We start from the raw sequence: 24,609 nt of genomic DNA, 5'->3' as shown, positions 1-24,609 counted from the left end.
CGGATCAGGCCTCCAGTGCCGAGCGGAGGTCCCAGAGGGTGCGCCAGGTGGCGGCGCCCTGTTCGGCGCGGCGGCGGACCGGGCCGTCCCAGTAGCCGAGCAACCGGGCCGCGTCGGACGGGTCGTCCTTGCGGACCACGCCGAGGAGCTGGCCGGGCAGCCGGCCGAGCAGGTCCCCGCCGTCGGGCAGGTAGGCGGCGCTGACGCCGAGCGAGGTGGCGACGGAGACCGCCTCGGCGGTGCTCATCACGGTGGACGGGCGTTCGACGTCCCAGCCCTCGGTGGAGCGGCCGGTGCGCAGGTCACGGAAGGCGGTGACCAGGGCCTCCAGGACGGCGTCGTCCACCCCGTAGGCGGCGCCGGCCCGGGCCACGGCGGCGGTGGACTGGCGGCGGACCAGGTCGACCTCGGCGGCGAGGCTGCCGATCGGGCCGACCGTCTCGAAGTTGAACCGCCGCTTGAGCGCCGCGGACATCTCGCTGACGCCCTTGTCCCGCAGGTTGGCGGTGGCGATCAGGGTGAAGCCGGCTGTGGCGTGCAGTTGCGCGTCCGGGGTGCCCGCCAGCTCGGGGACGGCGATGCGCCGCTCCGAGAGCAGGGAGACCAGGGCGTCCTGGACCTCGGGCAGGCAGCGGGTGACCTCCTCGACCCGGGCGACCGCGCCGGTGGTCATCGCGGTGAGCACCGGCGAGGGGACGAGGGCCTCGCGGCTGGGGCCCTTGGCGAGCAGCAGGGCGTAGTTCCAGCCGTACTTGAGCTGGTCCTCGGTGGTGCCGGCGGTGCCCTGGACGGTGAGCGCGCTGGTACCGCAGACGGCGGCGGCGAGCAGCTCGGAAAGCATGGACTTGGCGGTGCCGGGCTCGCCGACGAGCAGCAGGCCGCGCTCCCCGGCGAGGGTGACGACGCAGCGCTCGACGAGGGCGCGTTCGCCGACGAACTTCGGCTCGATGACCAGGCCCTTGCGCCCGGCCTTGAGCTTCTCGCCACCGCTGCCCATCACGAAGGTGACCACGGCGCGCGGGGTCAGCCGCCAGCCGGGCGGGCGCGGGCCGCTGTCGTGGGCGGCCAGGAACTCCAGCTCCGCGGCGTACTTCTCCTCGGGCGGGACGGTCTGCCGGTCCGCGGCGGCCGGGGCGGTGCCGGTCGCTCCGGTGGTGGTCTCGGTGGCGGTCATCGGCGGGCCTTCCTGCGCTTGCTGGTCTGGAGCTCTTCGTAGCCGGGGGTGTCGCCCTCGACGGTCCGCTGCCAGGCCCGGGCGAACAGCTCGGGGACGGGCAGCGGAACCACCGCGGGCCGGTGGGTGGGCAGTTCGTACAGGGCGGCCTTCCAGGTCTCGGCCGGCAGGGCGGGCGACTTGGCCTCCTGCCAGCCGCCGGGCAGGAAGAGGCTGCGGCCGGCCCGGGCGCGCTTGGCCTCCAGCACCAGGCCGGTGGCGACGAGTTCGGCGCGGGCCTTCTTCAGCCGGGCGGGCTTCCAACCCGTCCAGCGGGCGGCGTTGCGGTCGGTCGGGTCGGGCAGGGCGAGCAGCTGGAGGTAGAGCGCGGCCGAGTCCTCGCCCAGGCCGTGGGTGCGGGACACCTCGGCGACCAGCTCGGGGACGGACAGCTGCGGGTTCTGCAGCCAGGCGGGGCCGTCGCCGGTGGCCGGCACCTCAGCGGCGGAGGCGGCCAGCCGCTCCGGCTCGCCGCGCAGCACGGACTCGATGGCGCCCCGCTCGGTGGAGAACCAGTAGCTGCCGGAGAGCCCGTCAAGGAGTTCGAGCAGCGGGTCGTCCGGGCCGGTGAGGGCGGCCGGGCGCAGCCAGATCCGCTCGAAGTCCTCGTGGTACGGCGTCAGGACGAGCGCCGGGCCGCAGCGGACCAGGCCGTCCGGGTCGGCGCCGCCCTCGGCGGGCAGGCCGAAGTGGGTGCGCAGGACGGCGGCCAGCGAGGCGCCCTTGACGGTGCGGATCAGGTCGAGGTCGAGCAGCAGCTCCTGGTCGGTCAGGCGGTCGCGCAGCGCGGTGGCGGCGGTGGGCAGCAGCGGGCGCAGCGGGCTGTCGGCGGGCAGGTGGTAGGCGAGCCAGCGCAGCGCGCCGATGGTGGAGCTGAGCGCGCCGCTGTCGGGGACGGCGGAGGCGTCCTCGGGGACCAGCCGCGGGACGGCCCCGCCCTCGTCGGTGAGCCGGAAGCCGGTGCGGCGGGTCAGCCACGGGGTGTGGGCGGGGTTGAGCACCGCCTCGACGGTGTCGATGGACACGCCCTGGACGGTGGACAGCGCCTCCTCGGGGAGGGTGACGAGCCGTCCGAAGCGCCGGATCCACTCCTCGGCCCCGGCGGCGAGGTCGGGGCCGTCCGTCCACAGGGTCTTCGGGTCGGCGGGCAGCAGGGCTCCCCAGACGGCGGCGAGGCCGGTGTCGTCGTGGCCGCGCAGCCAGGCCCGGGCGGCCTTGAACTCGCCGGACTTGAGGCCGAACTCGGCGGGCATGGGGTCGCCGTTCCAGTGCAGCAGCCTGGCCGGCGGGCTGAGCAGCAGGGCGGAGCGGGCGGTGCCGATGCCGGTGAGCGCGCTGAAGGCTTCGGCCCTGGCCTGGTCCCACGGGACGGTGCCGCGCAGCGCGGCGACCCGCCAGAACTTGGCGACCCAGGCCGCGGAGACCAGTTCCTCGGTGCCGCGCTCCTCGACGGTGGTGAAGTGCGCGACGGGCCCGAACTCCCCGCTCGGGTCGTGGTCGACGGCGAGCCAGTGCACCGTGCCGTCGGTGAACTGCCGCTGGTGGCCGAGGATGACGACGGTGCGCTCGCCGTGCCGCAGCACCTCGCCCTGGCGGTGGGCGTCCGGTCGGCCGCTGGTGGCGTCGGCGCCCGCCGGGGCCTGCTCGGCGAGGACGATCTCGCGCAGGGTGGCGCCCCGGTCGGCCAGTGGACCCTTGGTCAGTTCACCGAGCAGCAGGACCAGCGAGGAGCGGTGGGCGGGCCGGGTGAACGGCGCGGCCACCGCGTAGGCCAGGGCGTGGACCTGGCCGAGCAGGTGCAGCCAGCCGTGGTGGGCGTCGCCGCCGCGCAGGGTGACGTTGGCGGGGGTGGTCCAGCCCTCGCCGTTCACAGCGGGCGGGGCGGCCAGCACGGCGCTGACGGTGCGCAGGTTGTTGAGCACCCAGCAGTTCCCGGACGAGCCCCAACCGCCGAAGCCGCCGATCTCGGGCAGCACGGCCTGGACGGCTTCGCGCAGTTCGTCGTCGCGGCCGTGGTCGGGCCGCCACTCGGTGTTCTTCGCCTTCTCGGGGCGCTCGGCCTCGGACTGCGGGACGAACCGGGCGACCTGGCCCAGCAGGTCGGCGGCGGCGCGGGCGAGCCCGGCGACGCCGGCCAGCAGCTGCGGGTGGGCGATGCCGGGCAGGACGGCGCCGACCGCCTGCACGGGCAGGGAGCGGAGGGCCTCGCCGTGCCGGGCGAGCGGGCGGCGCACGCCCTGGACGGTGAGCCAGCGCTGCTCGTCCTCCGGGCCCGGCTCGGTGTCGACCGGCCAGGCGGCGTCGATCAGCCGGGCGGCCTGCTCGGCGGCGACGGCGCGCAGCACCTCGGAGCCGGCCTCGTCGCGCGGGCGCAGGGCGTGCCAGTGCGGGTACGGCGGGATGAGCGGGGTGCCCGCGGCGGAGAGTTCGCCGGAGCGGCCGGGGCGCAGATCGACGGTGCGGTCGGCGCGGCCGGTGAGGTCGGGCAGGTTGAGCGAGAAGTGGTCGCTGGACGTGTGGCTGACCACCGGGGCGGCCGCGCCGGGCAGGGCGAGCCGGCCGACCGGTACGGTGCCCGCCCGGTGCCCGTCCAGTGGCAGCACGATGCGCTGCCCGTCGGCGGTGAAGGTGGTGACGGCCTTGCCGGGCTCGACCCGGGCCCAGCTGCCGAGCACGGTGCCGTCGGTGCCGAGCGGGGTCCGCTCCAGGCCGGGCTGGAGCGGCAGCAGCCAGGTGCTGCCCTGGACCAGTCGGCCGGCCTGGGCGGTGGCGGCGATCACCGGCGGTTCGGCGGTGCGGCCCAGGGTGCCGGTGGCCGGGTCGAGTTCACGCAGGACGGGGCTGCCGTCGGAGGCGTGGCGCAGCGTCCAGTACCCGGTGCCGTCGCCGAGGACGCGGTACTCGTGGGGCATCCGGGTGTCGCCGGCGTGCAGCGGCCGCTCGCCGGTGGTGCGGCCGCCGCCGGGCAGCTGGAGGGACGGCGCCTCGGGCTCGCGGTCGCCGTAGTAGTAGCCGGCGATGGTCTGGCCCTCCAGCTCGAACTGCTCGTCCGGGCGGCTGGACCAGTACGCGAGCTGCTTGCCCTCGTGGGACCGGACGACCAGCAGCTCGCCGTCGACCAGGCGCAGCCTGGTCCGGTCGCGCCGGTGCAGCGGTTCGGGCAGGCGCAGGGTGTGCTCCAGCACGATGCCCTCCGGGCCGACCACGATGGCCCGGTCGAGGCGGGCGAGGATCAGGTACGGCCAGGCGTCCTCGATGATCAGGCCGGTCAGGCCGGTGACGCCCAGGCTGGGAACGGGGTGTTGCGGGGCGTCGGCGGCGGGCGGGTCGGCGAGTTTGCCGAGCGCCTCCTCCAGGGCGGGCCAGCCGAGTTCGTCCAGGATGCCGGCGTTGAGGGCGTCGGTGAGCAGCGCGGTGACGTCGAGGGCGGCGATCCGCTCGGCGACGGCCGGTGAGACCGTCCGGATGGCAGTGCGGTACTGGCTGAGCGAACGGACCAGGTCGGCGGCGCCGGCCAGGCCGCGGGCGGCGGACAGCTCCTCGGCGCGGTCCTCGGCCCACTCCGCGAACAGCTCGTTCAGCAGTGGCAGGACGGGCGCCTGGCGCTTGACGGCCGTCTCCCAGGCGGACGGGGTGGCGCGGCGCAGCAGCGGCCGGAAGCGGTCGTCGGCGCCGACGGCGGCGAGGGCGGGGCTGTCGGCGCCGCACTGCGCGGCCCACTCGCGCAGGTCGAAGCCGAGCCCGTCCGGTGGGTCGGCCACCGGCACGCCCGCGCTCAGCAGCAGGTCCAGCAGGTCGATCCGGGTGTGGCTGGCGCGGATGCCGGTGAAGAGGTCGACCGGGACGGCGTCGGCCCGCAGCCGCTCGACCATCCGGCCGGCCAGGGCGAGGGTGGCCGGGCAGCTGGGCCGGGTACGCCAGCCGCGGCCGTGGTGGTGGCACCAGCGCTGGAGCCAGGCGGCGGCCGGTTCGACGCCCTCGGGGCGGGGGCCGGTGAGCAGTTGCTCGGCGCCGGTCTCGGCGAGGAGTGACAGCCAGGCGGCCTCGTGCGGGGCCGGGTCGGAGGAGGCCGGGTCGGGCAGCAGTTCCAGCAGTCGGGTGCGGACTGCCGCGTCGCCGCGGCCGAGCTCGACCAGAGCGCCGTGCCAGGACTTCCAGAACGCGGCGGGTGCGCGGTTGACCGCCGGGGAGTCCAGCAGTTCGGCGAGCAGCGCCCGTTCGTGCTCGGCGCGGTCCAGCCCGGCGGCCTTGATCAGGGCGCGGGCGTCCTCGGCGACCCCGGCGTACGGGGCCATGCCGGCCGCGGAGCGCTCGGTGCACAGCTGGCGGAAGCGCTGCCAGGCGGTCAGCGGGTCGAGCCGCTGGGCGAGCTCCTTGACGTACTGGCGCAGCGACTTGACGGTGAGCGCGCCGGCCAGGGCGAACTCCAGGAAGACGGAGCGCAGCCGCTCCTCGTCCACGGTCAGGCCGTGGGTGCGTTCGGCCTCGCGGGCCTTGCCGAACCAGGCGGCGGCGTAGGTCTGGTTGCCGTGGCCGAGGAAGATCCGGCCGACCTCCTCGCAGAAGGTCGGCAGGAAGTGCGGGACGGCCCGGCCGAGGCGGACGGCGAGCTCGTCGAAGCCGTCCTTGGCGGCGCCGGGCTTGGAGGTGGCCTGGCGGGCGAGCCGCTCCATCTCCTTGACCAGGGCGAGCGCGTGGTGGCCGTTGGCCGGGTCGTGGACCAGTGCCCAGGCGGGGAAGCCGAGCGCTTCCTGGCGGACCTGGCCGACCTCGGCGGGCGCGGGCTGCGGCGCCAGGCCGAGGAAGTCGAGGGCGAGGTCCTCGGCCTGGCCGAGCGCGCCGGGGACCAGCCGGACGATCCGGCGGCCGTCGAGCGCGGGGTGGGTGTAGGTGCGGGCGGTGAGCACGTCGGCGGCGCTGTCGGGGCGGCCGGCGCCGGGCAGGGTGCCGGACGGAAGCACGGCCCCGGCGTCGAGCAGCTCCTCGGGCGTCGCGGTGCGGTCGGCGCCGGTGCTGCCCGGGCCGGTGGTGGTCGTGGTCAGGCCGGTGGTGGTCATTCGGCTTCCTCCCCCTGGATCGTGCGGCCGGCGTACAGGGCGGCGGCCATCCGCATGCCCTCGGACCAGGCGACCGGTCCGATCTCGGTGAGCGGCAGGGCCCGGCCGTCGGGGCCGGCCCAGCTGAGCGCGCCGGTCTCGCACGCGTCGTACTCGTAGTAGTCGCCGACCCAGACCCGGGCCTCGACGGTGCGGCCGCCCTCGGTGACCGACTGGACGGCGGAGCCTCCGCGGACCCGGCAGCCGAGCCGGTTGCAGCGCCCGACCAGCTCGCGCAGCTCCCGGTAGCGGCCGCCGGCGTAGGTGGTGACCTCGGTGCCGGCCGGCGGCTCCGCGGGCCGGTGCCAGACCTCGCGGTAGAGCTGCTGGACGCGCTGGGAGACGCCGAGCTCGACGGCGAACTCGCGCAGCTCGTCGAGGTCCTGGAGCAGGACGGGGTGCGGTATCAGGACCGCGCCGTCGGTGAGGCGCACGGTGTCGCCGTCGAGGTCGACCAGGCCGAGGCCGCGCTCGGCGTCGGCGCCGCGCAGGAAGCCGGCGACGGAGCCGTCCGTGGCGGTGACCACGAGGTCCTTCAGGACGCCCTGCCAGGCCTCGTCCGGCCAGACGGCGGTGAGCACGGCGGCGGGCACCGGCAGCGAGCGGACCATCCAGCGCTCGACGTCCTCCAGGCAGCCGCGCTCGTGCGCGGCCAGCCACTCGGCGAGCTGCTTGAGCTGGGTGACCACCGGGTCGTCACCGAGCTTCGACGGTACGGACTTGAGGTCGCGGCCCGCCGCGTTGCGGCACACCACCCTGCCCTCCCCGTCGAGCGCGACGCGGTACCCTCCCGCGCCCGTTTCCACCCATGCCACGGCCGTACTCCTCCCACCTGGGAAAAACCTGTCGATCGCCTGCTGACCAGCGATGTGAGGAACGTAGCGAGGCCCACTGACAACGCGACGGGCGGGGTGAATTTGGGTCGTGACATGCAGAGTTCAAACCACTCGAACGAGTGATCGAAGAGGAGAAGAGAACGGGGCGGCCGCCGGAAGGCAGCCGCCCCGTCAGCCCAGCGGCGCCCGGGGAACGATGACCGGAGCGCCGTCGCCCGGCGCCGCGAGCACATGGCTGTCGATGTCGTACAGCGCGCGCACCAGCGGCGCGTCCACCACCTCGCGCGGCGGCCCGCAGGCCACCACCGCACCGCCCCGCAGCGCGACCAGCAGGTCCGCGTAGCGGGCGGCCGCCGCGAGGTCGTGCAGCACCATGACCACCGTCCTCCCGCCCGCCGCGACCCGGCGGACCAGCTCCAGCACCTCCACCGCGTGCCCGAGGTCGAGCGCGCTGGTCGGCTCGTCGAGCAGGACCACCGGGGTGTCCTGGGCGAGCACCATGGCCAGCCAGCAGCGCTGGCGCTGCCCCCCGGAGAGCCGGTCGAGGCGGCGGTCGGCGAGGTCCTCGACGCCGGTGGCGCGCAGGGCCTCGGCGGTCAGCCGCTCGTCCTCCGCCGACCACTGGCGGAACAGCCCCTGGTGCGGGTGGCGGCCGTAGCGGACGAGTCCGGTGACGGTGACGGCCTCCGGGGCCTGCGGGCTCTGCGGCAGCAGCGCGACCCGGTGGGCGGCCTGGCGCGGACGCAACCGCCACACGTCCTCGCCGCCGACCAGGACCCGTCCGGCGTCCGGCCGGTGCAGCCTCGCGACGGACCGCAGCAGGGTGGACTTTCCGCAGCCGTTCGGGCCGACCACCGCCACCACCCGCCCGGCCGGGACGGTGAGGTCGACGCCGCTGAGCACCGGTCGCCCCGGCCCGTAGCCGGCACCGAGCCCCTGGACCGTCAACTCCATGGCATTTCCCCCTGACCGGTGCGGGCTCAGCTGGCGCCGAGCGCCTTGACGATGTCGCCGATGACCACGTCGGCGGCGAGCGGGCCGCCCCGGGTGGACCAGACCGAGCCGTCCACCGTGACGGTGCGGTTGTTCTTCACCGCGCCCAGCTCCTGGTAGGCGGGCTTGGACTGGACCTCCTTGAGCGCGGCCTTGCCGTCGTCGGTGAGGGTGGACAGGAACAGCCAGTCGCCGTCGATCTCGTTGAGCTTCTCCAGGCTGAGCGCCGGGCTGTGCGCGTTGCCGTCCTTGTCCTGCGCGGCCGGGCGGGTCAGGCCCATGTCGAGGGCCACGCCACTGGCGAACTGCTTCTTCTCCATCCAGCTCGGGCCGGTGGGGTTCCAGCGCACGATGGAGACCGCGGCGCCCTTGTTCCCGGCGAGTTCGCCGCCTGCCTTGGCGGCCTTGGCCTCGTAGTCGCCGATCACCTTGTTGGCCTGGTCGAGCTTGTTGACGGCGTTGCCGATGCCCCGGAAGGCGAGCTTCCAGTCGTCGGCGGGCGCCATGGTGACCAGCGTGGCGGGGGTGATCTCGCGCAGCTGCCTGAGCACCTGCTCGTCCTGCATGTCGCCGGCCAGGATCAGGTCGGGCTTGGCGGCGATCACCTTGTCCATCACGGGCTGGAGCAGGTTCCCGACCACCGGGACGCCCTGCACCTTGTCCTTGAGGTACGCGGGCGGCTCGGCCAGCCCCTGGCCGTTGGTGATGCCGACCGGCTTGACGCCGAGGGCGAGCACCGCGTCCAGGTCCTCCTGGGTGAGGGTGAGGATCCGCTTGGGCTCGGCGGGGACCTCGACGGCCTTGCCGGTGGCGTCCTTGACGGTCCGCTTGCCGCCGCCGTCACCGCCGCCCGCCGGGCCCGCCGCCGGGGAGGCGGCCGCAGGCGAGCCCGAGGAGGAGCCGGAGGAGCCGCAGCCGGTGAGCAGGAGCGCGGCCGCCCCGGTGACGGCCAGCGCCTGGGCCGCACGGCGGCGGACGGGGCTGAGCGGGCGACGGGCGAACGGCATGGGTGCCTCCGGGCAACGGTGGTACGGGAGTTGAGCGACGTCCGGGCAGCTCGGCACGGCGGAGGTGCCTCTCGAGGCGGCTCGGTCATTAGGTTAGCCTTACCTTATGACATTGTCGCAAGCCGGCGTCCCCGAAGCGCCCCCCGCCGCCACGCCGGAGCCCCGACGACCCGGGGACCGCACGGAGGGCGCCCGCCCGGCCTGGCCGGCCGTCACGGCGGCGGCGGTGCTCCTGCTCGCCCTGGCCGCGCTCTCCCTGTCGGTCGGCGCCGGCGAGGTCGGACCCGGGCGGGTGCTGGACTACCTGCTGAACCGCGACGGAGCCCGCGCCGACGGCCGGCTCGCCCTGGTCGTCGGCGACCTGCGGCTGCCGCGCACCCTCACCGCCCTGCTGGTCGGCGCCGCGCTCGGCGTCGCCGGGGCGCAGCTGCAGTCCGTCACGCGCAATCCGCTGGCCGAGACCGGCCTGCTCGGCGTCAACGCCGGCGCCTCGCTGGGCGTCGTGCTCGGCATAGCCGTGCTCGGCGTGCAGACCTCCTTCGGTTACCTCGCCTTCGCCTTCGGCGGCGCGGTGCTCGCCAGCACCGTGGTGCTGCTGGTCGCGAGCAGCCGCGGCGGCGGCTCCCCGATGCGGCTGGTGCTCGCCGGCTCCGCCGTCGCCGCGATCTTCCGCGGGCTCACCGACGTGCTGATCGTCAACTCCCCCGAGGCGTACGAGCGGTACCGGGTGTGGGTGCTCGGCTCGCTGGCCGGGGTGGAGGGCTGGACGACCCTGCGCCAACTCGCCCCGATGCTCGGCGCCGGGTTCCTGCTCGCCGCGCTCACCACCCGGCCGCTGACCGCGCTCGCCCTCGGCGACGACCTCGCCCGCGGCCTGGGCCACCGGCCCGGCGCCACCCGGGCCGCCGTCGGCTTCGCGGTCACCCTGCTGACCGCCTCGGCGGTCGCGCTGGCCGGGCCGGTCGCCTTCCTCGGGCTGCTCTCCGGCTTCCTCGCCCGCACCGTCGCCGGCCCGCGGGTCGGCCGGCTCACCCTGCTCGCCGCGCTGTTCGGCGCCACCGTGCTGACCGGTGCGGACGTGCTCGCCCGGGTGGTGGCCCGGCCCTTCGAGGCGCCGGTGTCGGTGATCGTCGCGCTGGTCGGCGCCCCGGCCCTGATCGCGATCGTCCGCTCCCGGCACTCCGCCGCCCTGGCCATGGCCGATCCCGCCGAGTCCGCGCCGTCCGCACGGCGGGGCGAACCCGCACCGCCCAAACCGGACTTGGCACTGCGCTACGGCGCGTGGTCACTGCTGCTGCCGCGCCGGGCGCTGCTGGCCTCGCTCGGCCTGGCCACCGCGCTGCTGGCCGCCGTGGTGGTCTCGGCACACGCCGGGCAGAGCGAACTCGACCTCGCCCGCACCTTCCGGGCGGTGTTCGGCTACGGCGACCGGCTGGACGTGCTGCTGGTGCAGAAGTTCCGGCTCGGCCGGATCGTCGCCGGGCTCGCCGCCGGGGCCGCCCTCGGCCTGGCCGGCTGCCTCACCCAGACCCTCGCCCGCAACCGCCTGGCCACGCCCGAACTGCTCGGCGTCAACGACGGCGCGACCGCCGCCGTGCTGGTCTCCGCCGGCGTCGCGGGCACCTTCGGCGCCTGGTGGGCGGGACCGCTCGGCGCGCTGGTCGCCGTCCTGGTCGTCACCCTGGCTTCCGGCGGGCTCGGCGCGCGCGGCTATCGGGTGCTGGTGGTCGGACTCGCCATGTCGGCGCTCGCCTCTGCCGTCATCCAGGTCGCGATGGCCCGGCGCTCGCTCAACTCGGCCGGCTCGCTGTACATCTGGACCAACGGCAGCCTCAACGGGCGGGACCTCTCCGTCGCCACGCCCGTGCTGATCGGGCTGGCGGTGCTGGTGCCGCTCGCACTGGTGGCGGCCCGGCGGCTGGCGGTGCTGCGCTTCGACGACAGCGTCGCCTCCGCGCTGGGTGTCGACCCGGGCCGGGTCCGGCTCGCCTGCCTGCTGCTGGCCGTCGCGCTGGCCGGGCTGGCGGTCGGCGTCTGCGGGCCGGTCGGCTTCGTGGCGCTGGCCGCACCGGTGATCGCCGGGCGGCTGGCCGGACCCGCGCGGGTGCCGGTGCTCGGCTCGGCGCTGACCGGCGCCCTGCTCGTCGTGCTCGCGGACGCCCTGGGACGGGTGCTGTTCGCCGGGGTGGAGATCCCCGTCGGCATCGTCACCACCGTCCTCGGCGGCCCATTCCTGCTCTGGGTGCTGCTCGGCCGCAAGGGCAGCCCCGCGTGACCACTTCTGGAGACCTCACGGTGAAGACCCCGCTCGTCGTCGCCCCCGACCCCGACGACCCCGCCTACCGCCTGGTCACCTTCGCCCACCGGGACGACGGCTGCGACGGCGTGCTCGCGCTGCTGCACACCGTCACCGACAAGGACCGCCACGCCGGCGACCTGACGCCGCATCTGATGAAGCGTCAGGCCGATGGAACCTGGTCGATCACCTACCGGTTGCGCGCGGACCACCGCGCCTCGTACCAGCTGTACCCGTTCCGCGGCGAGGCCCCCGGCACCACTCGCCCCGACTGGCTGCGCGTCCTCGACCACGCCCGCCCCGACCCGTACGACACCGAGCCCCGGCTGCCCGCCCGCGACGGCCGTCACCCCTCCTCGGTGCTCAGCCTGCCCGCCGCGCCCGCGCAGCCGTACGTGCGGCGGCGCGACGGCGTGCCGCGCGGGCGGACACTCGCCCGTACGGTGGCCGGCCGGCGGGTGGACGTCCACCTCCCGGCCGGGCACCGCGCGGACGGCGGCCCGTACCCGGGCGCGGTACTGCTGGACGGCGAGATGTGGGGTGAGGTGCTGTCCGTCGGCAACAGCCTCGACAACCTGACGGCGGACGGCGCGATCCCGCCCACCGTCGCGCTGCTGGTGCACACCATGGGCCCACAGCGCCCGGACGACCTCAGCTGCAACCCGGCCTTCGTCGACCTCCTCGCCGACCGTCTCCTCCCGTGGGCCGGCGCGGAGTTCGGCGTGAGCGACGACCCGGCCGCCACCGTGATCGCCGGCCAGAGCGCGGGCGGCCTCACCGCCGCCTACGCCGCCTACCGCCGCCCGGAGCGCTTCGGCAACGCGCTGTCCCAGTCCGGTTCCTTCTGGTGGCCCGACGGGACCGAGTTCGACGCGGGCAGCGAATGGCTGACCCGCCGCTTCGCCGCCGAGGAACGGCGTCCGGCCCGCTTCTGGATCGAGGTCGGCCTCCAGGAGTGGATGCTCCTCGCCCAGAACCGCCACCTGCGCGACGTCCTGACGGCCCGCGGCTACGACCTGGCCTACCGCGAGTTCAACGGCGGCCACGACTACGCCTGCTGGCGCGGCGGCCTCGCCGACGGGCTCGCTCACCTGCTCGGATCACCCGTGGGGATGGTTTCGACCGATTCGCACACCCCCGAACCTTCGGGCGCCTGACGTCGGGAGTCCATACCGGATGACCACGGGGGGTCGGCCATGAACGCGTCCATGAGCACCGCACCGGCCTGGTTCAAGTCCAGCCACAGCGGCACCGAAGGCGGCAACTGTGTCGAGGTCGCCCTCACCCCGGGCACCGTCCGCGTGCGGGACTCCAAGGACAAGACCGGCCCCCGGCTCGCCTTCGCTCCCCGGGCTTGGGCCGACTTCGTCGAGTTCGCCCGGAACGCTTCTCCTACAACCGGCTGAGTCCGCCGCCGGCCCGTGCTAGCGTCCCCGGGGCGGCGCAGCGGCGCCGGCCCCGGACGAGACGTGCGCCGTACCCGGCCTGCCAAGACGACGCACCCTGGAGGCGTCATGTCCGCTGCCGGTACTCCCATCACCCGTCCGCTGGACGTGCGATGGATCCACGGCTCCCCGTCCGCGAAGCACAACACCGACCCGGACATCCAGGTCCACGAGTACGACGAGCACACCGTCATCCTGCGCCAGAACAAGGCGGTCCACTACGAGGCGCCGTTCCTGTTCCTGCTGTTCGGGACGGAGCGGGCAGTACTGATCGACACCGGGGCGACCGCCGAGGCCGTGTACTTCCCGCTGCGCGCGACGGTCGACGAGCTGGTGGAGAAGTGGCTCGCCCGCAACCCCCGGCCCGGTGGCGACTATCCGCTGCTGGTCCTGCACACCCACCCGCACGGCGATCACGTCGCCGGCGACGGCCAGTTCGCCGACCGGCCGGCGACCACCCTGGTCGGCGGGGAACTCGCCGCGGCCTGGCCGTACTTCGGCTTCGACCGGGACGAGGAGGCGGTGGCCCCGGTCGACCTCGGCGGCGGGCGGGTGCTGAAGTGCCTGGCCACCCCGGGACACCACGAGGCGTCGGTCACCTACTACGACCCGTGGACCGGCTTCCTGCTCACCGGCGACACGGTCTACCCGGGGCGGCTGTACATCAACGACTGGCCGGCCTTCGGGCGGAGCATCGAGCGGCTGGTCGCCTTCGCCGAGAGCCACCCGGTGACGCACGTGCTCGGCTGCCACATCGAGATGACCCGCGAGCCGGGCGTCGACTACCCGATCCGCACCACCCACCAGCCCGAGGAGCCGCCGCTCCAGCTCACCTCGGCCCACCTGCACCGGATCCGGGCCGCCGTCGCCGAACTCGGCGACCGTCCGCGCCGGTACCCGCTGGACGACCTGATCCTCTGGCCGCACGAGTGAGCGCCCGGGGCCCCGGGGCCGGTCAATCCCGGTAGGGCACCAGCCGGGTCAGGTCCAGCTCGAAGCCGAACGGCTCCGGGATGCCGATCTTCTCGCCGAACTCCCGCTCCGTCCGGGTGTGGTAGCGGTCACGGTTGGGCTCGGAGAACAGCGCTGATGGATCGACGGCGGTGACGCCTGCATGACGATGATGTCGCCCGACAGTTCGACCTTGCAACCATCCGGCAGGCTGCGGCGGGCCTCTTCGAGCAGGCGGTAGTGCTCAGGGTTCATGCGCTCTCCTCCGGTGCTTCCGGCACAGTACCGCGCCCGGCGCCGTAGGCTCGGCGGATCGGTGACGCGTGTGGGAGGGGTGGCCCGGGTGGGGCGTGTGGTGGTGACGGGGTCGGCCGGGTTGGTGGGGTCGGCGGTGGTGCGGCTGCTGCGGGAGTCGGGCCGCACGGTGGTCGGGGTGGACCTGGTGGGGTCCCCCGACACCGACGTGGTGGCGGACCTACGGGACGGCGTGGCATGGCGCGGGGCGCTCGCCGGGGCGGAGGCGGTCGTCCACGCGGCCGCGCTGCACGCGCCGCACGTCGGGGTGCGGCCGGATGCGGAGTTCCACGCCGTGAACGTCGGGGCGACCGGGGAGCTGCTTTCCGCCGCCGAGGCGGCCGGGGTGCGGCGGTTCGTCCTCACGAGCTCGACCTCGGTGTACGGGCACGCGCTGGTGCCGTCCGACGGCGCGGCGGTCTGGGTGACCGAGGACTTGATCGCCCGGCCGCGCGACGTCTACGACGAGACGAAGCTGGCCGCCGAGCGTCTGGTGCTCGAAGCGACCGGCATGACCACGGCGTGCCTGCGGATCGCCCGCTGCTTCCCGGAGCCGCCGCCCCTGCTGGCCCGGCACCGCCTCTACCGGGGCGTGGACCTGGCCGATGTGGCGCGGGCGCACCTGCTGGCCGTCGAGAGCGCCACGGCTGCCGGGGTGGTGAACATCGCCGGCCCGTACCCCTGGCGGACCGACGACCTCGCACGTCTTCACCGGGCCCCGGCAGCCCTGATCGCGGAGCGCATGCCGGAGGCGGCGGCCGGGTTCGACCGGCTCGGGTGGGATCTCCCCCGCTCGATCGACCGCGTCTACGTGTCCGAGCGGGCCGCCAGGGTGCTCGGCTATCGACCTCGTCGCACCGTGGCCGACGTGCTGGCCGAAGCGGCCGGACAGCGCGGCTGGTCCGATGGTCGGATCGGCCGTCAGAATGGCGAGCATGTCGACTGACCGAACCGCCCGGATCCTCGGAGCCGTTCTCGGGCTCGTGTTCATCCAGACCGGCGCGAGCACGCTGCCTGCCGCCGTCGAGGTGGGGCTGCGGGTGGTGTCGCTGGCCGCGTTCATCGCGCTGGTCGGGGCCTGGAACCGGTGGGGTGGCCGGGAGGCTCCGCTGGACCGGACCGGGGGCAGGCCGAAGAACGCCGTCGGACGGAACTATCAGTTCATCCCGGCTGCCGGGGGAGCCGCGATCGTCGTCGGCATCCTGGTGGTCAACCGGCTGCTGCACACCCCACTGGCGACCGGACCCTGGATCGCCACCGTGGTGAGCGCGCACTTCTTCGTCCTGGCGGCTCTCTGGCAGCGGCCCTCGGTGCACGTCCTCGGCGCCGCGATGACGCTGTGCGCGGTGGCCGGGCTGGCCCTGGCCTTCGGCGGCGCCTCGACGGCCGCCGTCGGCGCGGTCGCCGGGGTCGTCCCGGGGGCGCTGCTCCTGGGCTCGCTGTGGCGGTGGTCCGTCCGGGCGCGCGCCGTTCCCGAACGGACCACCATCTGAGGGTTCAGTCCTCCGGGGGCGGGCCCGGGGCCTCCGTCGGGAGCCGGGCGGCCAGGAGGGCGCCGACGGCCACCAGGCCGGCGGTGAGCAGGAGGGCGAGGCGGTAGGGCGTCGGGCCCGCGCCGTCGCCGACCTCGCCGAGCAGCGCGGCGGTGGCGGCGATGCCGAGGGCACCGCCGAGGGTGCGCAGGATGGTGAACAGGCCCATCGCGCGGCCCATGGCGGGAGGCGGGACGTCGGCGAAGCCGGCGATCTGGACGGTGAGCACGGCGGTGCCCAGGATCAGGCCGACGCCGAACATCAACGCCCGCACCGCCCAAGGGTTTTCCGCGAAGCCGAGGGAGCCGACGACCACCGCCGCGAGCACCAGCGCGGGCAGGACGAGGCGGCGCGGACCGAGCCTCGGCAGCAGCCGGTCGACCACCTGCGAGGCGGCCATCAGGCCGATCGCCTCCGGGAAGACGCTCAGCCCGGCGTCCAGGGCCGAGGCGCCGCGCGCCGCCTGGTAGAGCAGCGGCAGTACGAACAGCGCGCCCATCAGCCCGGCCGAGGTCAGCAGGGCCAGCCGGCTCGCCGCGCCGAAGGTGCGGTCGGCGAGCAGCCGCAGGTCCACCAGCGGCTCGGCGTACCGGAGTTGATGACGAACCGCCGCGCCCAGCAGCGCCAGACCGAACAGTCCGCCGAGAGCCACGCCCGGGGAGGTCCAGCCGTGCGCCGGGCCGAAGCCGAGGGCGTAGGTCAGCAGCCCGAGGCCTGGGGTGGCGAGCAGGAAGCCGGTGGTGTCGAAGCGGCCGGCCGGGGGCTCCTGCTCGCCGCGCAGGCCGATCAGCCCGATGAGCACGGCCGCCGCCCCGACCGGCACGTTGACCAGGAACAGCCAGTGCCAGGAGAGGTGTTCGGTGAGGTAGCCGCCGAGCGGTGGCCCGAGGGCGGGCATCAGCGCGGTCGGGACGATCAGGATGCGGCCCAGGCCGGCCCGCTCGTGCGGGGCGAAGGCCCGGAACAGCAGGGTCATCCCGACCGGCGTGAGCAGCCCGCCGGCCACGCCCTGGACGGCCCGGGCGACCGACAGCGCGCCCAGGCCGGGCGCCGCCGCGCAGAGCGCGGAGGCGAGCGTGAAGACGGCGAGCGAGCCGAGGAAGACCCGCTTGACGCCGTACCGGTCGCCGAGCCAGCCGGCCACCGGCAGGCCGAGGGCGAGGCCGACCAGGAAGGCGGTCTCCACGGCGTTGGCCGCCTCGACGGGCCGGCCGAAGTCCTCGGCGATGCTGAACAGCGCCGGGTTGACGATGGTCGAGTCCAGGCCGTTCATGCACATCGCGGCCGTGTAGACGACCACCACCGCGGCGCGCCCCGCGAGCAGGGGGCGCGCCGGGGCCTGGACCGCCGGAGGGGTCACAGGGCGATCCAGTTCGCGGTGATCCACTCCAGTGCGGCCGCTCGCTCGCACGGGCCGTGCGCGATGCCCCAGCCGGCCGGGACGGCGGCGAAGGCGGGCCACAGGGAGTGCTGTCCCTCGGAGTTCACGAGGGCCAGGAACTTGCCGTCGGCGTCGAAGGGGCTGGCGGGGGCGTCACTCATGGGAGGACCTCTCCAGGTGGTCGGCGATCACGCTCGCGATGTGCGCGATCGGGGCGGGCAGGGTCATGTCCTTGTGGGAGCAGGCCACGTCGGTGTCGGCGATCCGGCCGGACACGTACGGCGTCCAGAGCTCGGGCACCAGGGTGTCGTCGATGGTGTCGACGGTGGCGCGGAAGAACAGCACGTCGCCGTCGAAGCGGCGGTGGTCGTAGCCGCGCACCAGGTGGTTGGTGTTGAGGTAGATCCGGTTCAGCGCGGCCACCGTGGCCTCGTCGAGCCCGGCGAGCGGGCTGCCCTCGGCACGCAACAGCTCGGTGACGGCGCCGAGTTCGAGCGGGCGGCCGTCGAGGTCCGCGGGCCCGAAGCCGCCCATGGTGAGCAGCGCCTCCAGCGCCTCGGCCTGGTCGGGAACGGGCAGTTCACGGAAGCCCTCGGCGGGGTAGGCGTCCAGGATCGCCAGCAACTCGACACTCTGGCCCAGCTCCTGGAGCCGGACGGCCACCGCATGCGCGATGATCCCGCCGGTGGACCAGCCGAGCAGTCGGTACGGCCCCTCGGGCTGGACCCCGCGCAGCCGGTCGACGTAGTGCGCGGCCAGCTCCTCCAGCGTTGCCGGCAAGGGGAGTTCGGCTGTTGCGGCGCCGACGCCCTGGGCCTGGAGGCCGTAGATCGGCACCTCGCCGGGCAGGTTGCGGATCAGGCCGGTGTAGCACCAGCTGAGGCCGCCGGCCGGGTGGACGGCGAACAGCGGGCGCTGGCGGCCGGGAGCGACGGGCCGCAGCGGGAGCAGCACGTCCAGGGCGTCGGTGTCCGGCGCGCCCGCCGCGAGGGCGGCGTCCAGGGCGGCCACCGTGGACGCCTGGAACAGTGCGCCGATGCCGACCTCCAGTCCGAGCACCTCGCGGATCCGCCCGGCGAGGCGCACGACCAGCAGCGAGTGCCCGCCGAGCGCGAAGAAGTCGTCCTCGACGCCGACCGCGGCCACGCCCAGCACCTCGGCGAACAGTTCGCACAGCTGCTGCTCGCGCGGGGTGCGCGGCGGGCGGCCGGCGCCCGCCGTGGGGGCCTCGGGGGCGGGCAGGGCCCGCCGGTCGAGCTTGCCGTTGGCGGTCAGCGGGAGGCGATCGAGCAGCACCACGGCGGAGGGCACCATGTGCGCGGGCAGTTCGGCGGCGGCGCGGGTGCGCAGCTCGTCCGGCACGGCGCCGTCGGCCACCGCGTAGCCCACCAGCCGCCTGTCCCCCGGCACGTCCTCCCGGACCACCACCGCGGCGTCGGCGACGGCCGGGTGGGCGGCCAGCACGGCCTCGATCTCGCCGAGCTCGATCCGGAAGCCGCGCAGCTTGACCTGCTGGTCGGCGCGGCCGAAGTACTCCAGCACGCCGTCGGTGCGGCGCCGGGCGAGGTCCCCGGAGCGGTACATCCGGGTGCCGCGCTCGCCGAACAGCTCGGCGTACGGGTCGGCGACGAAGCGGGTGGCGGTCAGTTCGGGACGGCCGAGGTAGCCGCGGGCCAGACCGGCCCCGGCCACGTACATCTCGCCGGTGACGCCGGGCGGGACGGGCTGGAGGTTCTGGTCGAGGACGTAGACCCGCAGGTCGGGGATGTTGACGCCGATGGTGCTGCTGCTCCCGGCGGCGGCGCTCGCCCGGTCGAGGGCGATGTACGAGACGTGCACGGTGGTCTCGGTGATGCCGTACATGTTGACCAGTGTGGGCGCGTCCTCGGCGTGCCGGTCGTACCAGTCGTCCAGCCGGGCGAGTTCGAGCGCCTCGCCGCCGAACACCACGTAACGCAGGGCGAGTTCACTGCCGGGGCGGTCCCGGTCGGCGGCGCTGAGCTGGTAGAAGGCGGACGGCGTCTGGTTGAGCACGGTGACCCGCTCGCGGGCGAGCAGGTCGAGGAAGGCCGCCGGGTCGCGGCTGACCAGGTGCGGGACGACGACCAGCCGGCCGCCGTGCAGCAGGGCGCCCCACAGCTCCCAGACCGAGAAGTCGAAGGCGTAGGAGTGGAACAGCGTCCACACGTCCTCGGCGCCGAAGCCGAACCAGTGGTCGGTCGCGCTGAACAGCCGGACCACGTTGTGGTGGGTGACGGGCACGCCCTTGGGCCGGCCGGTGGAGCCGGAGGTGTAGATGACGTACGCGGTGTCCTCGGCGCTCAGCGGGCGGGTGCGCTCGTGCTGGGCCAGCGGGACGGCGGGGTGGCGCTCGGACTCCGGACCGTCGACCAGGAGTCGGCGCACCTCGTGGGCGGGCAGCCGGGGCGCGGTGGCGCGGTCGGTGAGCAGGGCGGCGGGGGCGGCGTCGGCCAGCATGTAGGCGAGGCGGTCGGCCGGGTAGTCGGGATCGAGCGGCAGGTACGCGGCGCCGGACTTGGCCACCGCCAGCAGGGCGACGACGAGTTCGAGCGAACGCGGCAGCGCGAGCGCGACGACGGTGCCGGGGCCGATGCCCTCGGCGGCCAGCAGCCGGGCCAGCCGGTCGGACCGGGCGGCGAGTTCGGTGTAGTCGAGTTGCTCGTCCTGGTAGCTGACCGCGACGGCGTGCGGGTTGGCGGCGGCGGCCGCCTCGAACAGCTCGGGCAGCGTCACGCTCGGGGCGGAGGCGACGGGGGCGCCGTTCCACTCCACCAGGGCGCGCAGCCGCTCCTCCTCACCGACCAGCGGCAGCCGGCCGATCGGGGTGTCGGGGGCGCTCGCGGCGGCGGTGAGCAGCCGGGTCAGGCGTTCCCCGAGGGCGGCCACGGTGGCGGCGTCGAACAGGTCGGTGCGGTACTCCAGGAAGCCGCCGATGCCGCCGCCGGGCAGTTCGCCGGCGTTGAGGGTGAGGTCGAACTTGGCGGTTCCGCTGGGGATCGCGGTGATCTCGGCGGTGAGGCCGCCGCCCAGGGCGATCCGCTCGTCCGGGCGGCTCTGCCAGGCGAGCATCACCTGGAACAGCGGGTGACGGGCGAGCGAGCGGGCCGGGTTGAGTTCCTCGACCAGGCGGTCGAAGGGCAGGTCGGCGTGCTCGTGCGCGTCGAGCACGGTGTCGCGGACCCGGGCCAGCAGTTCGCGGAAGGTCGGGTCGCCGGACGTGTCGGTGCGCAGCACCACCGAGTTGACGAAGTAGCCGACCAGTGCGGCGGTTTCCTCGTCCTCGCGGCCGGCCACCGGGGTGCCGACGGGGATGTCGGTGCCGGCGCCGTGCCGGGTGAGCAGGGCGGCGAGCCCGGCCTGGACGGCCATGAAGACGGTGCTGTCGGCGGCCCGGGCGAGCCCGGCCAGGGCGGTGTGCGCCTCGGTGCCGAGGGCGAAGGGCACGGTGGCGCCCTGGTGGCCCGCGACGGCCGGGCGGGGGCGGTCGAGGGGCAGCTCCAGCTGGTCGGGCAGTCCGGCGAGCGCGGCGCGCCAGTGCTCCGCCTGCCGGACGGCGAGCGGGCTGGGCGCGTCGGCGGTGCCGAGCCGCTCCCGCTGCCAGGCCGCGTGGTCGGCGAACTGGACGGCATGCTGCGGCAGTTCGGGTTCCCGTCCGGCGGTCCTGGCGGTGTGGGCGGCGGCCAGGTCGCGCAGCAGCGGGGTGGTGGAGGCGCCGTCGCTCGCGATGTGGTGGAGCAGCAGGAGCAGGGTGTGCTGCTCCGCGCCGCCGGCGGGCCCGGTGGAGGATACGGCGGGCCCGGCGATCCCGGTGAACAGTGTGGCGCGCAGCGGCGGTTCGGCGGTCAGGTCGAAGGCGTACCGGACGGCCTCGGCCAAGTCGACGGTTCCGTCGTGCAGTTCGACGGCCGATGGCGCCAGGATGCGCTGGTACGGAGTACCGTCCGGCTCCTCCCCGTAGACGGTGCGCAGGACTTCGTGCCGGGCGACGAGGTCGCCGAGCGCGAGGGTGAGGGCGCGCCGGTCGAGCGGGCCGGTGAGGCTGAGCGCCAGAGGGATGTTGTAGGTGGGGCTGGGGCCTTCGAGGCGGTGCAGGAACCAGAGGCCGCGCTGGGCGGGCGAGAGCGGCATCCGCTCGGTGCGCGGCACCGGCACCGGGGCCGAGCGGCGCTCCTCGGCCTCCGCGGCCTCACCGCGGACCGCGCCGAGCAGGGCGGCGAGGCCCGCCGGGGTCGGCTGCCGGAACACGTCGGCGAAGCCGACCGGGGCGGCGAAGGTGTCGCGCAGCCGGGCGGCCAGGCGGCCGGCGAGCAGCGAGTGGCCGCCGAGGTCGAAGAAGGAGGCGTCCCGGCCGGGTGCCTGGGGCAGGCCGAGGACCTCAGCGAACAGGCCGCACACCAGCTCCTCCCGGGGCGTGGCCGCCGCCGTGTCTCCGGCGGCGACGGCCGGCTCGGGCAGGGCGCGGTGGTCGAGCTTGTCGTGGGCGGTGCGCGGCAGTTCGCCCAGCAGCAGGACGGCCGCCGGGACCATGTGCGCGGGCAGCCGGGCGGCGAGCGCGGCGCGCAGCCCGTCCGGGTCCGGCGCACTGCCGCTCTCCGTGACGGCGTAGCCGAGCAGGCGCTTGCCCTGCGGGCCGGGGCGGGCGATCACCACGGCCTGGGCGACGCCGGGCAGTTCGGCGAGGACGGCGGCGATCTCGCCGGGTTCGACCCGGAAGCCGCGGATCTTCACCTGGTCGTCGGCCCGGCCGAGGAACTCCAGGGTGCTGTCGGGGCGGCGCCGGGCGAGGTCGCCGGTGCGGTACATCCGGTCGCCGGGTGGGCCGAAGGGGTCGGCGAGGAAGCGTTCGGCGGTGAGGTCGGGGCGGCCGAGGTAGCCGCGGGCCAGGCAGGCGCCGGCCACGTACAGTTCGCCGGTGACGCCGTCGGGCGCGGGGCGCAGCGAGCCGTCCAGGACGTAGGCGCGGGAGCCGCGCACCACCCGGCCGTGCGGGGTGCCGTCGGGGCCCGGGGTCCAGGCGTAGGCGTCGACGGTGGTCTCGGTCGGGCCGTAGAGGTCGACGGGGTGCAGGCCGGGAACGGCGGTCAGGCGCTGCCAGAGTGCGGGCGGGGTGGCCTCGCCGCCGACCACGAGGACGGACGGGCGGTGCCGGCCCTCGTCCAGGATGCCTTCGGCGAGCAGGACTTCGAGGTAGGAGGGGGTGAGGTCGAGGTAGTCGATGCGCTCGCGGTCGAGGTGGGCGGCGAGGGCGGCCGGGTCGCGGTAGGTGGCGTCGTCCAGCAGGTGGAGCTCGTGGCCGTGGACCATCCAGAGCACCGGGTCCCAGGAGGCGTCGAAGGCGAACGAGGCACTGTGGGCGACGCGCAGCCGGTCCCGTCCGGTGCGGCGCACGGCGGGGGCGATGTGGTCCTCGCCGAGGCCGGCGTGCAGGTTGGCCAGTGAGGCGTGGGTGACCACCACGCCCTTGGGCCGGCCGGTGGAGCCCGAGGTGTGCAACACGTAGGCGGGCTGGTGCAGTTGGGGTGCGGGCGGGGCGCTGCGGGGCTCACCGGCGGCTTCGGGCGGGCCGTCGGCCTGCTCCGGCCGGACGGTGGGCAGGCCGGCGGGCAGGCCGATCCCGGCGAGGGCCTCGGCGGTGCCGATCGCGCAGACCGGGCGGGCGTCGGCGAGCACGGCGGCCAGGCGCCGCGCGGGGTGAGCGAGGTCGAGGGAGACGCAGGCGCCGCCCGCCTTGAGGACGGCGAGCATCGCGACCAGGGTGTCGGTGCCGCGCGGCAGGGCGATCGCGACCGGTGCGCCGGCCCGGACGCCGAGGGCGGTCAGCCGGTGGGCGAGCCGGTTGGCGGCGGCGTCGAGCTGCCGGTAGGTCAGCGCGGCCGAGCCGCAGCGAACGGCGACGGTGTCCGGGGTGCGGGCGGCCTGGGCGGCGAACAGCTCGGGCACGGTCCGCTCGACCGGGGGCTCGGTACGGCCTTCGGTGGCGTGGCGCAGGCCGTCCGGGTCGAGCAGGTCGATCCGGGCGATCGGCGTCCGCGCGTCGGTGAGCAGCAGGTCGGCCATGGCGTCGAGGTAGCGCAGCAGGCCGTCGCGGTGGGCGGCGAGAGAGGCGGTGCCGTGGCGGGCCGGGTCGGCGTCGACGACCAGGCGCAGCGCGCCGTCCGGGCCGGGCGAGACGTTCAGGGCCAGGTCGTCGACCGGGCCGGCGGCGAGGTTGCGGACGGTGCCGGGCAGGCCGGCCAGGTCGAGGTCGCTCTCGAAGGCCTTGATGTTGACCATCGGGCCGAACAGGGCGCGGCGGTCGCCGGTGCGGGCGAGGTCGCGGCGCAGGTCCTCCAGCGGGTAGCGCTGGTGGCGGCGGACGGCGCGCAGCTCGCGGACCACGGCGCGCAGCAGCTCCTCGGCGCTGTCGGCGGGGCGGACGGCGAGGCGCAGCGGGAGCACGTTGGCGGCGGCGACGGGGGTCCGCAGGGCAGCCGGGCCGCGGCGGTTGGCGAGCGGCAGGCCGAGGACGACGTCCTGGGTTCCGGTCAGGCGGTGCAGGTAGCCGGCCGCGGCGGCGAGGAGCACCTCGGCCCAGGTGGCGCGGACGGCGCCGGCGGCGCGCTCCAGGCGGTCGCGGGTGCCGGCGGGCAGGTCCGCGGTGAGGCGGATCGATTCGCCGGACGCGGCGCCGTTGTCGCCGGTGGCGGCGTTGTCGCCGGTGGCGCCGTTGTCGCCGGCGACGGGCTCGGGGGTGCCCGGGAGGGTCGCCGGGGTGTCGGCGCCGGCCATCCGGGCCGACCAGTGGGCGCGGTCGGCCTCGTACTCCGCGCTCCCGCGGTACGCGGCCTCCTCGGCGGCGGCCTCGGCGAGTCCGGCGAAGGGGCTCGGGGCGGGTTCGGCGCCGGTGGTACGGGCGGCATAGAGGGCCGCGACCCGATCGCCGAGGAGGGTCAACGCGTAGGCGTCGACGGCGAGGTGGTGGATGCGGCGGTACCAGAGCCGGCGGTCCTCGGTGAGCCGGATGAGCGCGTGGGTGAACAGCGGGCCCTCGGCGAGGTCGGCCGGGCGGGCGAGGTCGGCGCGCATCCAGGCCTCGGCCTCGGCGGCCGGGTCTGCGGCGGCGCGCAGGTCGAGGCGGTGCAGCGGCCGGCTGCGGCCGGGGCGCAGCCGCTGGCGGGGCGTGCCGTCCGGGCCGGCGACGACGACGGCGCTCAGCGCCTGTGCCTCGTCCACCGTCTGCCGCAGTGCCTGCTCGAACCGGTCCTCGTCGAGCGGGCCGGTGATCTCGACGGCGTCGCCGGTGTTGTAGACCGGGCTCGCGGGGTCGAGGGCCTGGGCGTACCAGATGGCGGCCTGGGCGGCGAGCAGGGGGATGTCGGCGGTCTGGCTGTCGGCGATCTGGGTTTCGACGGCAGGCATGGGGTGGAGAGCTCCTCGGGGATCCGGAACGCCTTACTTAGGTTAGCCTAATCTAACTTCATATGATCTGGTCAACGGCCCCTCAGGGCCGGGTCCCTGACAATCCGGAGACGCCACCCATGCCCCTGACCGAATCCCCGACCGAG

At 75.4% G+C, this 24,609-nt stretch carries 15 protein-coding genes and 1 riboswitch; of the genes, 6 read left to right on the top strand and 9 right to left on the bottom strand.

Going from position 1 to position 24,609, the window contains the following annotated elements; all coding sequences use genetic code 11:
* Positions 1-4: 4 nt before the first annotated feature.
* The 5 genes from AB0O11_RS10950 to AB0O11_RS10930 all read right to left on the bottom strand — a co-directional run bounded on the left by AB0O11_RS10950 (position 5) and on the right by AB0O11_RS10930 (position 9,145).
* The gene (locus tag AB0O11_RS10950; RefSeq protein ID WP_363384084.1) at positions 5-1,174 is read right to left on the bottom strand and encodes an AAA family ATPase; all 1,170 of its coding nucleotides are present in this window, start codon (positions 1,172-1,174) and stop codon (positions 5-7) included.
* Entirely contained in the window at positions 1,171-6,270 is a 5,100-nt protein-coding gene (locus tag AB0O11_RS10945; RefSeq protein ID WP_363384082.1) for a hypothetical protein, read from the bottom strand. Before AB0O11_RS10945 ends, AB0O11_RS10950 begins: the two co-directional genes overlap by 4 nt.
* Positions 6,267-7,115, bottom strand: coding sequence for a DUF4132 domain-containing protein (locus AB0O11_RS10940; protein ID WP_363384692.1), 849 nt, complete (start codon positions 7,113-7,115; stop codon positions 6,267-6,269). The genes AB0O11_RS10945 and AB0O11_RS10940 overlap by 4 nt, the downstream gene beginning before the upstream one ends.
* A 201-nt stretch (positions 7,116-7,316) precedes the next feature.
* Complete coding sequence (locus AB0O11_RS10935) at positions 7,317-8,099, bottom strand: ABC transporter ATP-binding protein (protein ID WP_363384080.1); 783 nt, start codon at positions 8,097-8,099, stop codon at positions 7,317-7,319.
* 26 nt (positions 8,100-8,125) lie between these two features.
* On the bottom strand, positions 8,126-9,145 hold the full coding sequence (locus AB0O11_RS10930) for an ABC transporter substrate-binding protein (protein ID WP_363384077.1): 1,020 nt from the start codon (positions 9,143-9,145) through the stop codon (positions 8,126-8,128).
* 106 nt (positions 9,146-9,251) lie between these two features.
* Between AB0O11_RS10930 and fhuB the strand changes: the two genes are divergently transcribed.
* The 4 genes from fhuB (at position 9,252) to AB0O11_RS10910 (ending at position 13,819) form a co-directional block, all read left to right on the top strand.
* Positions 9,252-11,420: a Fe(3+)-hydroxamate ABC transporter permease FhuB gene (fhuB, locus tag AB0O11_RS10925; protein ID WP_363384075.1), complete on the top strand. Its 2,169-nt coding sequence runs from the start codon at positions 9,252-9,254 to the stop codon at positions 11,418-11,420.
* Positions 11,417-12,598, top strand: a complete 1,182-nt coding sequence (fes, locus tag AB0O11_RS10920; RefSeq protein WP_363384073.1) for an enterochelin esterase — start codon at positions 11,417-11,419, stop codon at positions 12,596-12,598. Before fhuB ends, fes begins: the two co-directional genes overlap by 4 nt.
* A 51-nt stretch (positions 12,599-12,649) precedes the next feature.
* On the top strand, positions 12,650-12,847 hold the full coding sequence (locus tag AB0O11_RS10915) for a DUF397 domain-containing protein (protein ID WP_363384072.1): 198 nt from the start codon (positions 12,650-12,652) through the stop codon (positions 12,845-12,847).
* A 29-nt stretch (positions 12,848-12,876) separates the two neighbouring features.
* Positions 12,877-12,944, top strand: a riboswitch (guanidine-III (ykkC-III) riboswitch).
* Between the two features lie 11 nt (positions 12,945-12,955).
* Positions 12,956-13,819, top strand: a complete 864-nt coding sequence (locus tag AB0O11_RS10910) for an MBL fold metallo-hydrolase (protein WP_363384071.1) — start codon at positions 12,956-12,958, stop codon at positions 13,817-13,819.
* Positions 13,820-13,841: 22 nt separating this feature from the next.
* On the opposite strand, the gene AB0O11_RS10905 is transcribed toward AB0O11_RS10910, so the two are convergent.
* Positions 13,842-14,036, bottom strand: coding sequence for a hypothetical protein (locus AB0O11_RS10905; RefSeq protein WP_363384070.1), 195 nt, complete (start codon positions 14,034-14,036; stop codon positions 13,842-13,844).
* 117 nt (positions 14,037-14,153) lie between these two features.
* Between AB0O11_RS10905 and AB0O11_RS10900 the strand changes: the two genes are divergently transcribed.
* Together AB0O11_RS10900 and AB0O11_RS10895 are read left to right on the top strand one after the other, a co-directional pair.
* A complete protein-coding gene (locus AB0O11_RS10900) occupies positions 14,154-15,077 on the top strand; it encodes an NAD(P)-dependent oxidoreductase (protein ID WP_363384068.1) in 924 nt (307 codons plus the stop codon).
* Positions 15,067-15,624: a hypothetical protein gene (locus AB0O11_RS10895; protein ID WP_363384066.1), complete on the top strand. Its 558-nt coding sequence runs from the start codon at positions 15,067-15,069 to the stop codon at positions 15,622-15,624. Before AB0O11_RS10900 ends, AB0O11_RS10895 begins: the two co-directional genes overlap by 11 nt.
* Positions 15,625-15,628: 4 nt before the next feature.
* On the opposite strand, the gene AB0O11_RS10890 is transcribed toward AB0O11_RS10895, so the two are convergent.
* The 3 genes from AB0O11_RS10890 to AB0O11_RS10880 are packed head-to-tail and all read right to left on the bottom strand — an operon-like array spanning position 15,629 to position 24,463.
* Positions 15,629-17,023: a DHA2 family efflux MFS transporter permease subunit gene (locus AB0O11_RS10890; RefSeq protein WP_363384065.1), complete on the bottom strand. Its 1,395-nt coding sequence runs from the start codon at positions 17,021-17,023 to the stop codon at positions 15,629-15,631.
* On the bottom strand, positions 17,020-17,205 hold the full coding sequence (locus AB0O11_RS10885; protein ID WP_363384064.1) for an MbtH family protein: 186 nt from the start codon (positions 17,203-17,205) through the stop codon (positions 17,020-17,022). Before AB0O11_RS10885 ends, AB0O11_RS10890 begins: the two co-directional genes overlap by 4 nt.
* Positions 17,198-24,463: an amino acid adenylation domain-containing protein gene (locus AB0O11_RS10880; protein WP_363384063.1), complete on the bottom strand. Its 7,266-nt coding sequence runs from the start codon at positions 24,461-24,463 to the stop codon at positions 17,198-17,200. The genes AB0O11_RS10885 and AB0O11_RS10880 overlap by 8 nt, the downstream gene beginning before the upstream one ends.
* Positions 24,464-24,609 lie beyond the last annotated feature (146 nt).

It is taken from the genome of Kitasatospora sp. NPDC093102, from assembly GCF_040683915.1.
In the GTDB taxonomy this organism is placed as follows: Bacteria; Actinomycetota; Actinomycetes; order Streptomycetales; family Streptomycetaceae; genus Kitasatospora.
The sequence above is the reverse complement of the archived record's forward strand: the minus strand, read 5'-3'. Positions and strand labels throughout refer to the sequence as shown.

Bases quoted from the DNA above. Each gene is read 5' to 3' on its own strand.
- AB0O11_RS10880 (WP_363384063.1), bottom strand. From the start codon at position 24,463: ATGCCTGCCGTCGAAACCCAGATCGCCGACAGCCAGACCGCCGACATC.
- AB0O11_RS10930 (WP_363384077.1), bottom strand. From the start codon at position 9,145: ATGCCGTTCGCCCGTCGCCCGCTCAGCCCCGTCCGCCGCCGTGCGGCC.
- fhuB (WP_363384075.1), top strand. From the start codon at position 9,252: ATGACATTGTCGCAAGCCGGCGTCCCCGAAGCGCCCCCCGCCGCCACG.
- AB0O11_RS10910 (WP_363384071.1), top strand. From the start codon at position 12,956: ATGTCCGCTGCCGGTACTCCCATCACCCGTCCGCTGGACGTGCGATGG.
- AB0O11_RS10950 (WP_363384084.1), bottom strand. From the start codon at position 1,174: ATGACCGCCACCGAGACCACCACCGGAGCGACCGGCACCGCCCCGGCC.
- AB0O11_RS10885 (WP_363384064.1), bottom strand. From the start codon at position 17,205: ATGAGTGACGCCCCCGCCAGCCCCTTCGACGCCGACGGCAAGTTCCTG.
- AB0O11_RS10895 (WP_363384066.1), top strand. From the start codon at position 15,067: ATGTCGACTGACCGAACCGCCCGGATCCTCGGAGCCGTTCTCGGGCTC.
- AB0O11_RS10945 (WP_363384082.1), bottom strand. From the start codon at position 6,270: ATGACCACCACCGGCCTGACCACGACCACCACCGGCCCGGGCAGCACC.
- AB0O11_RS10935 (WP_363384080.1), bottom strand. From the start codon at position 8,099: ATGGAGTTGACGGTCCAGGGGCTCGGTGCCGGCTACGGGCCGGGGCGA.
- AB0O11_RS10915 (WP_363384072.1), top strand. From the start codon at position 12,650: ATGAGCACCGCACCGGCCTGGTTCAAGTCCAGCCACAGCGGCACCGAA.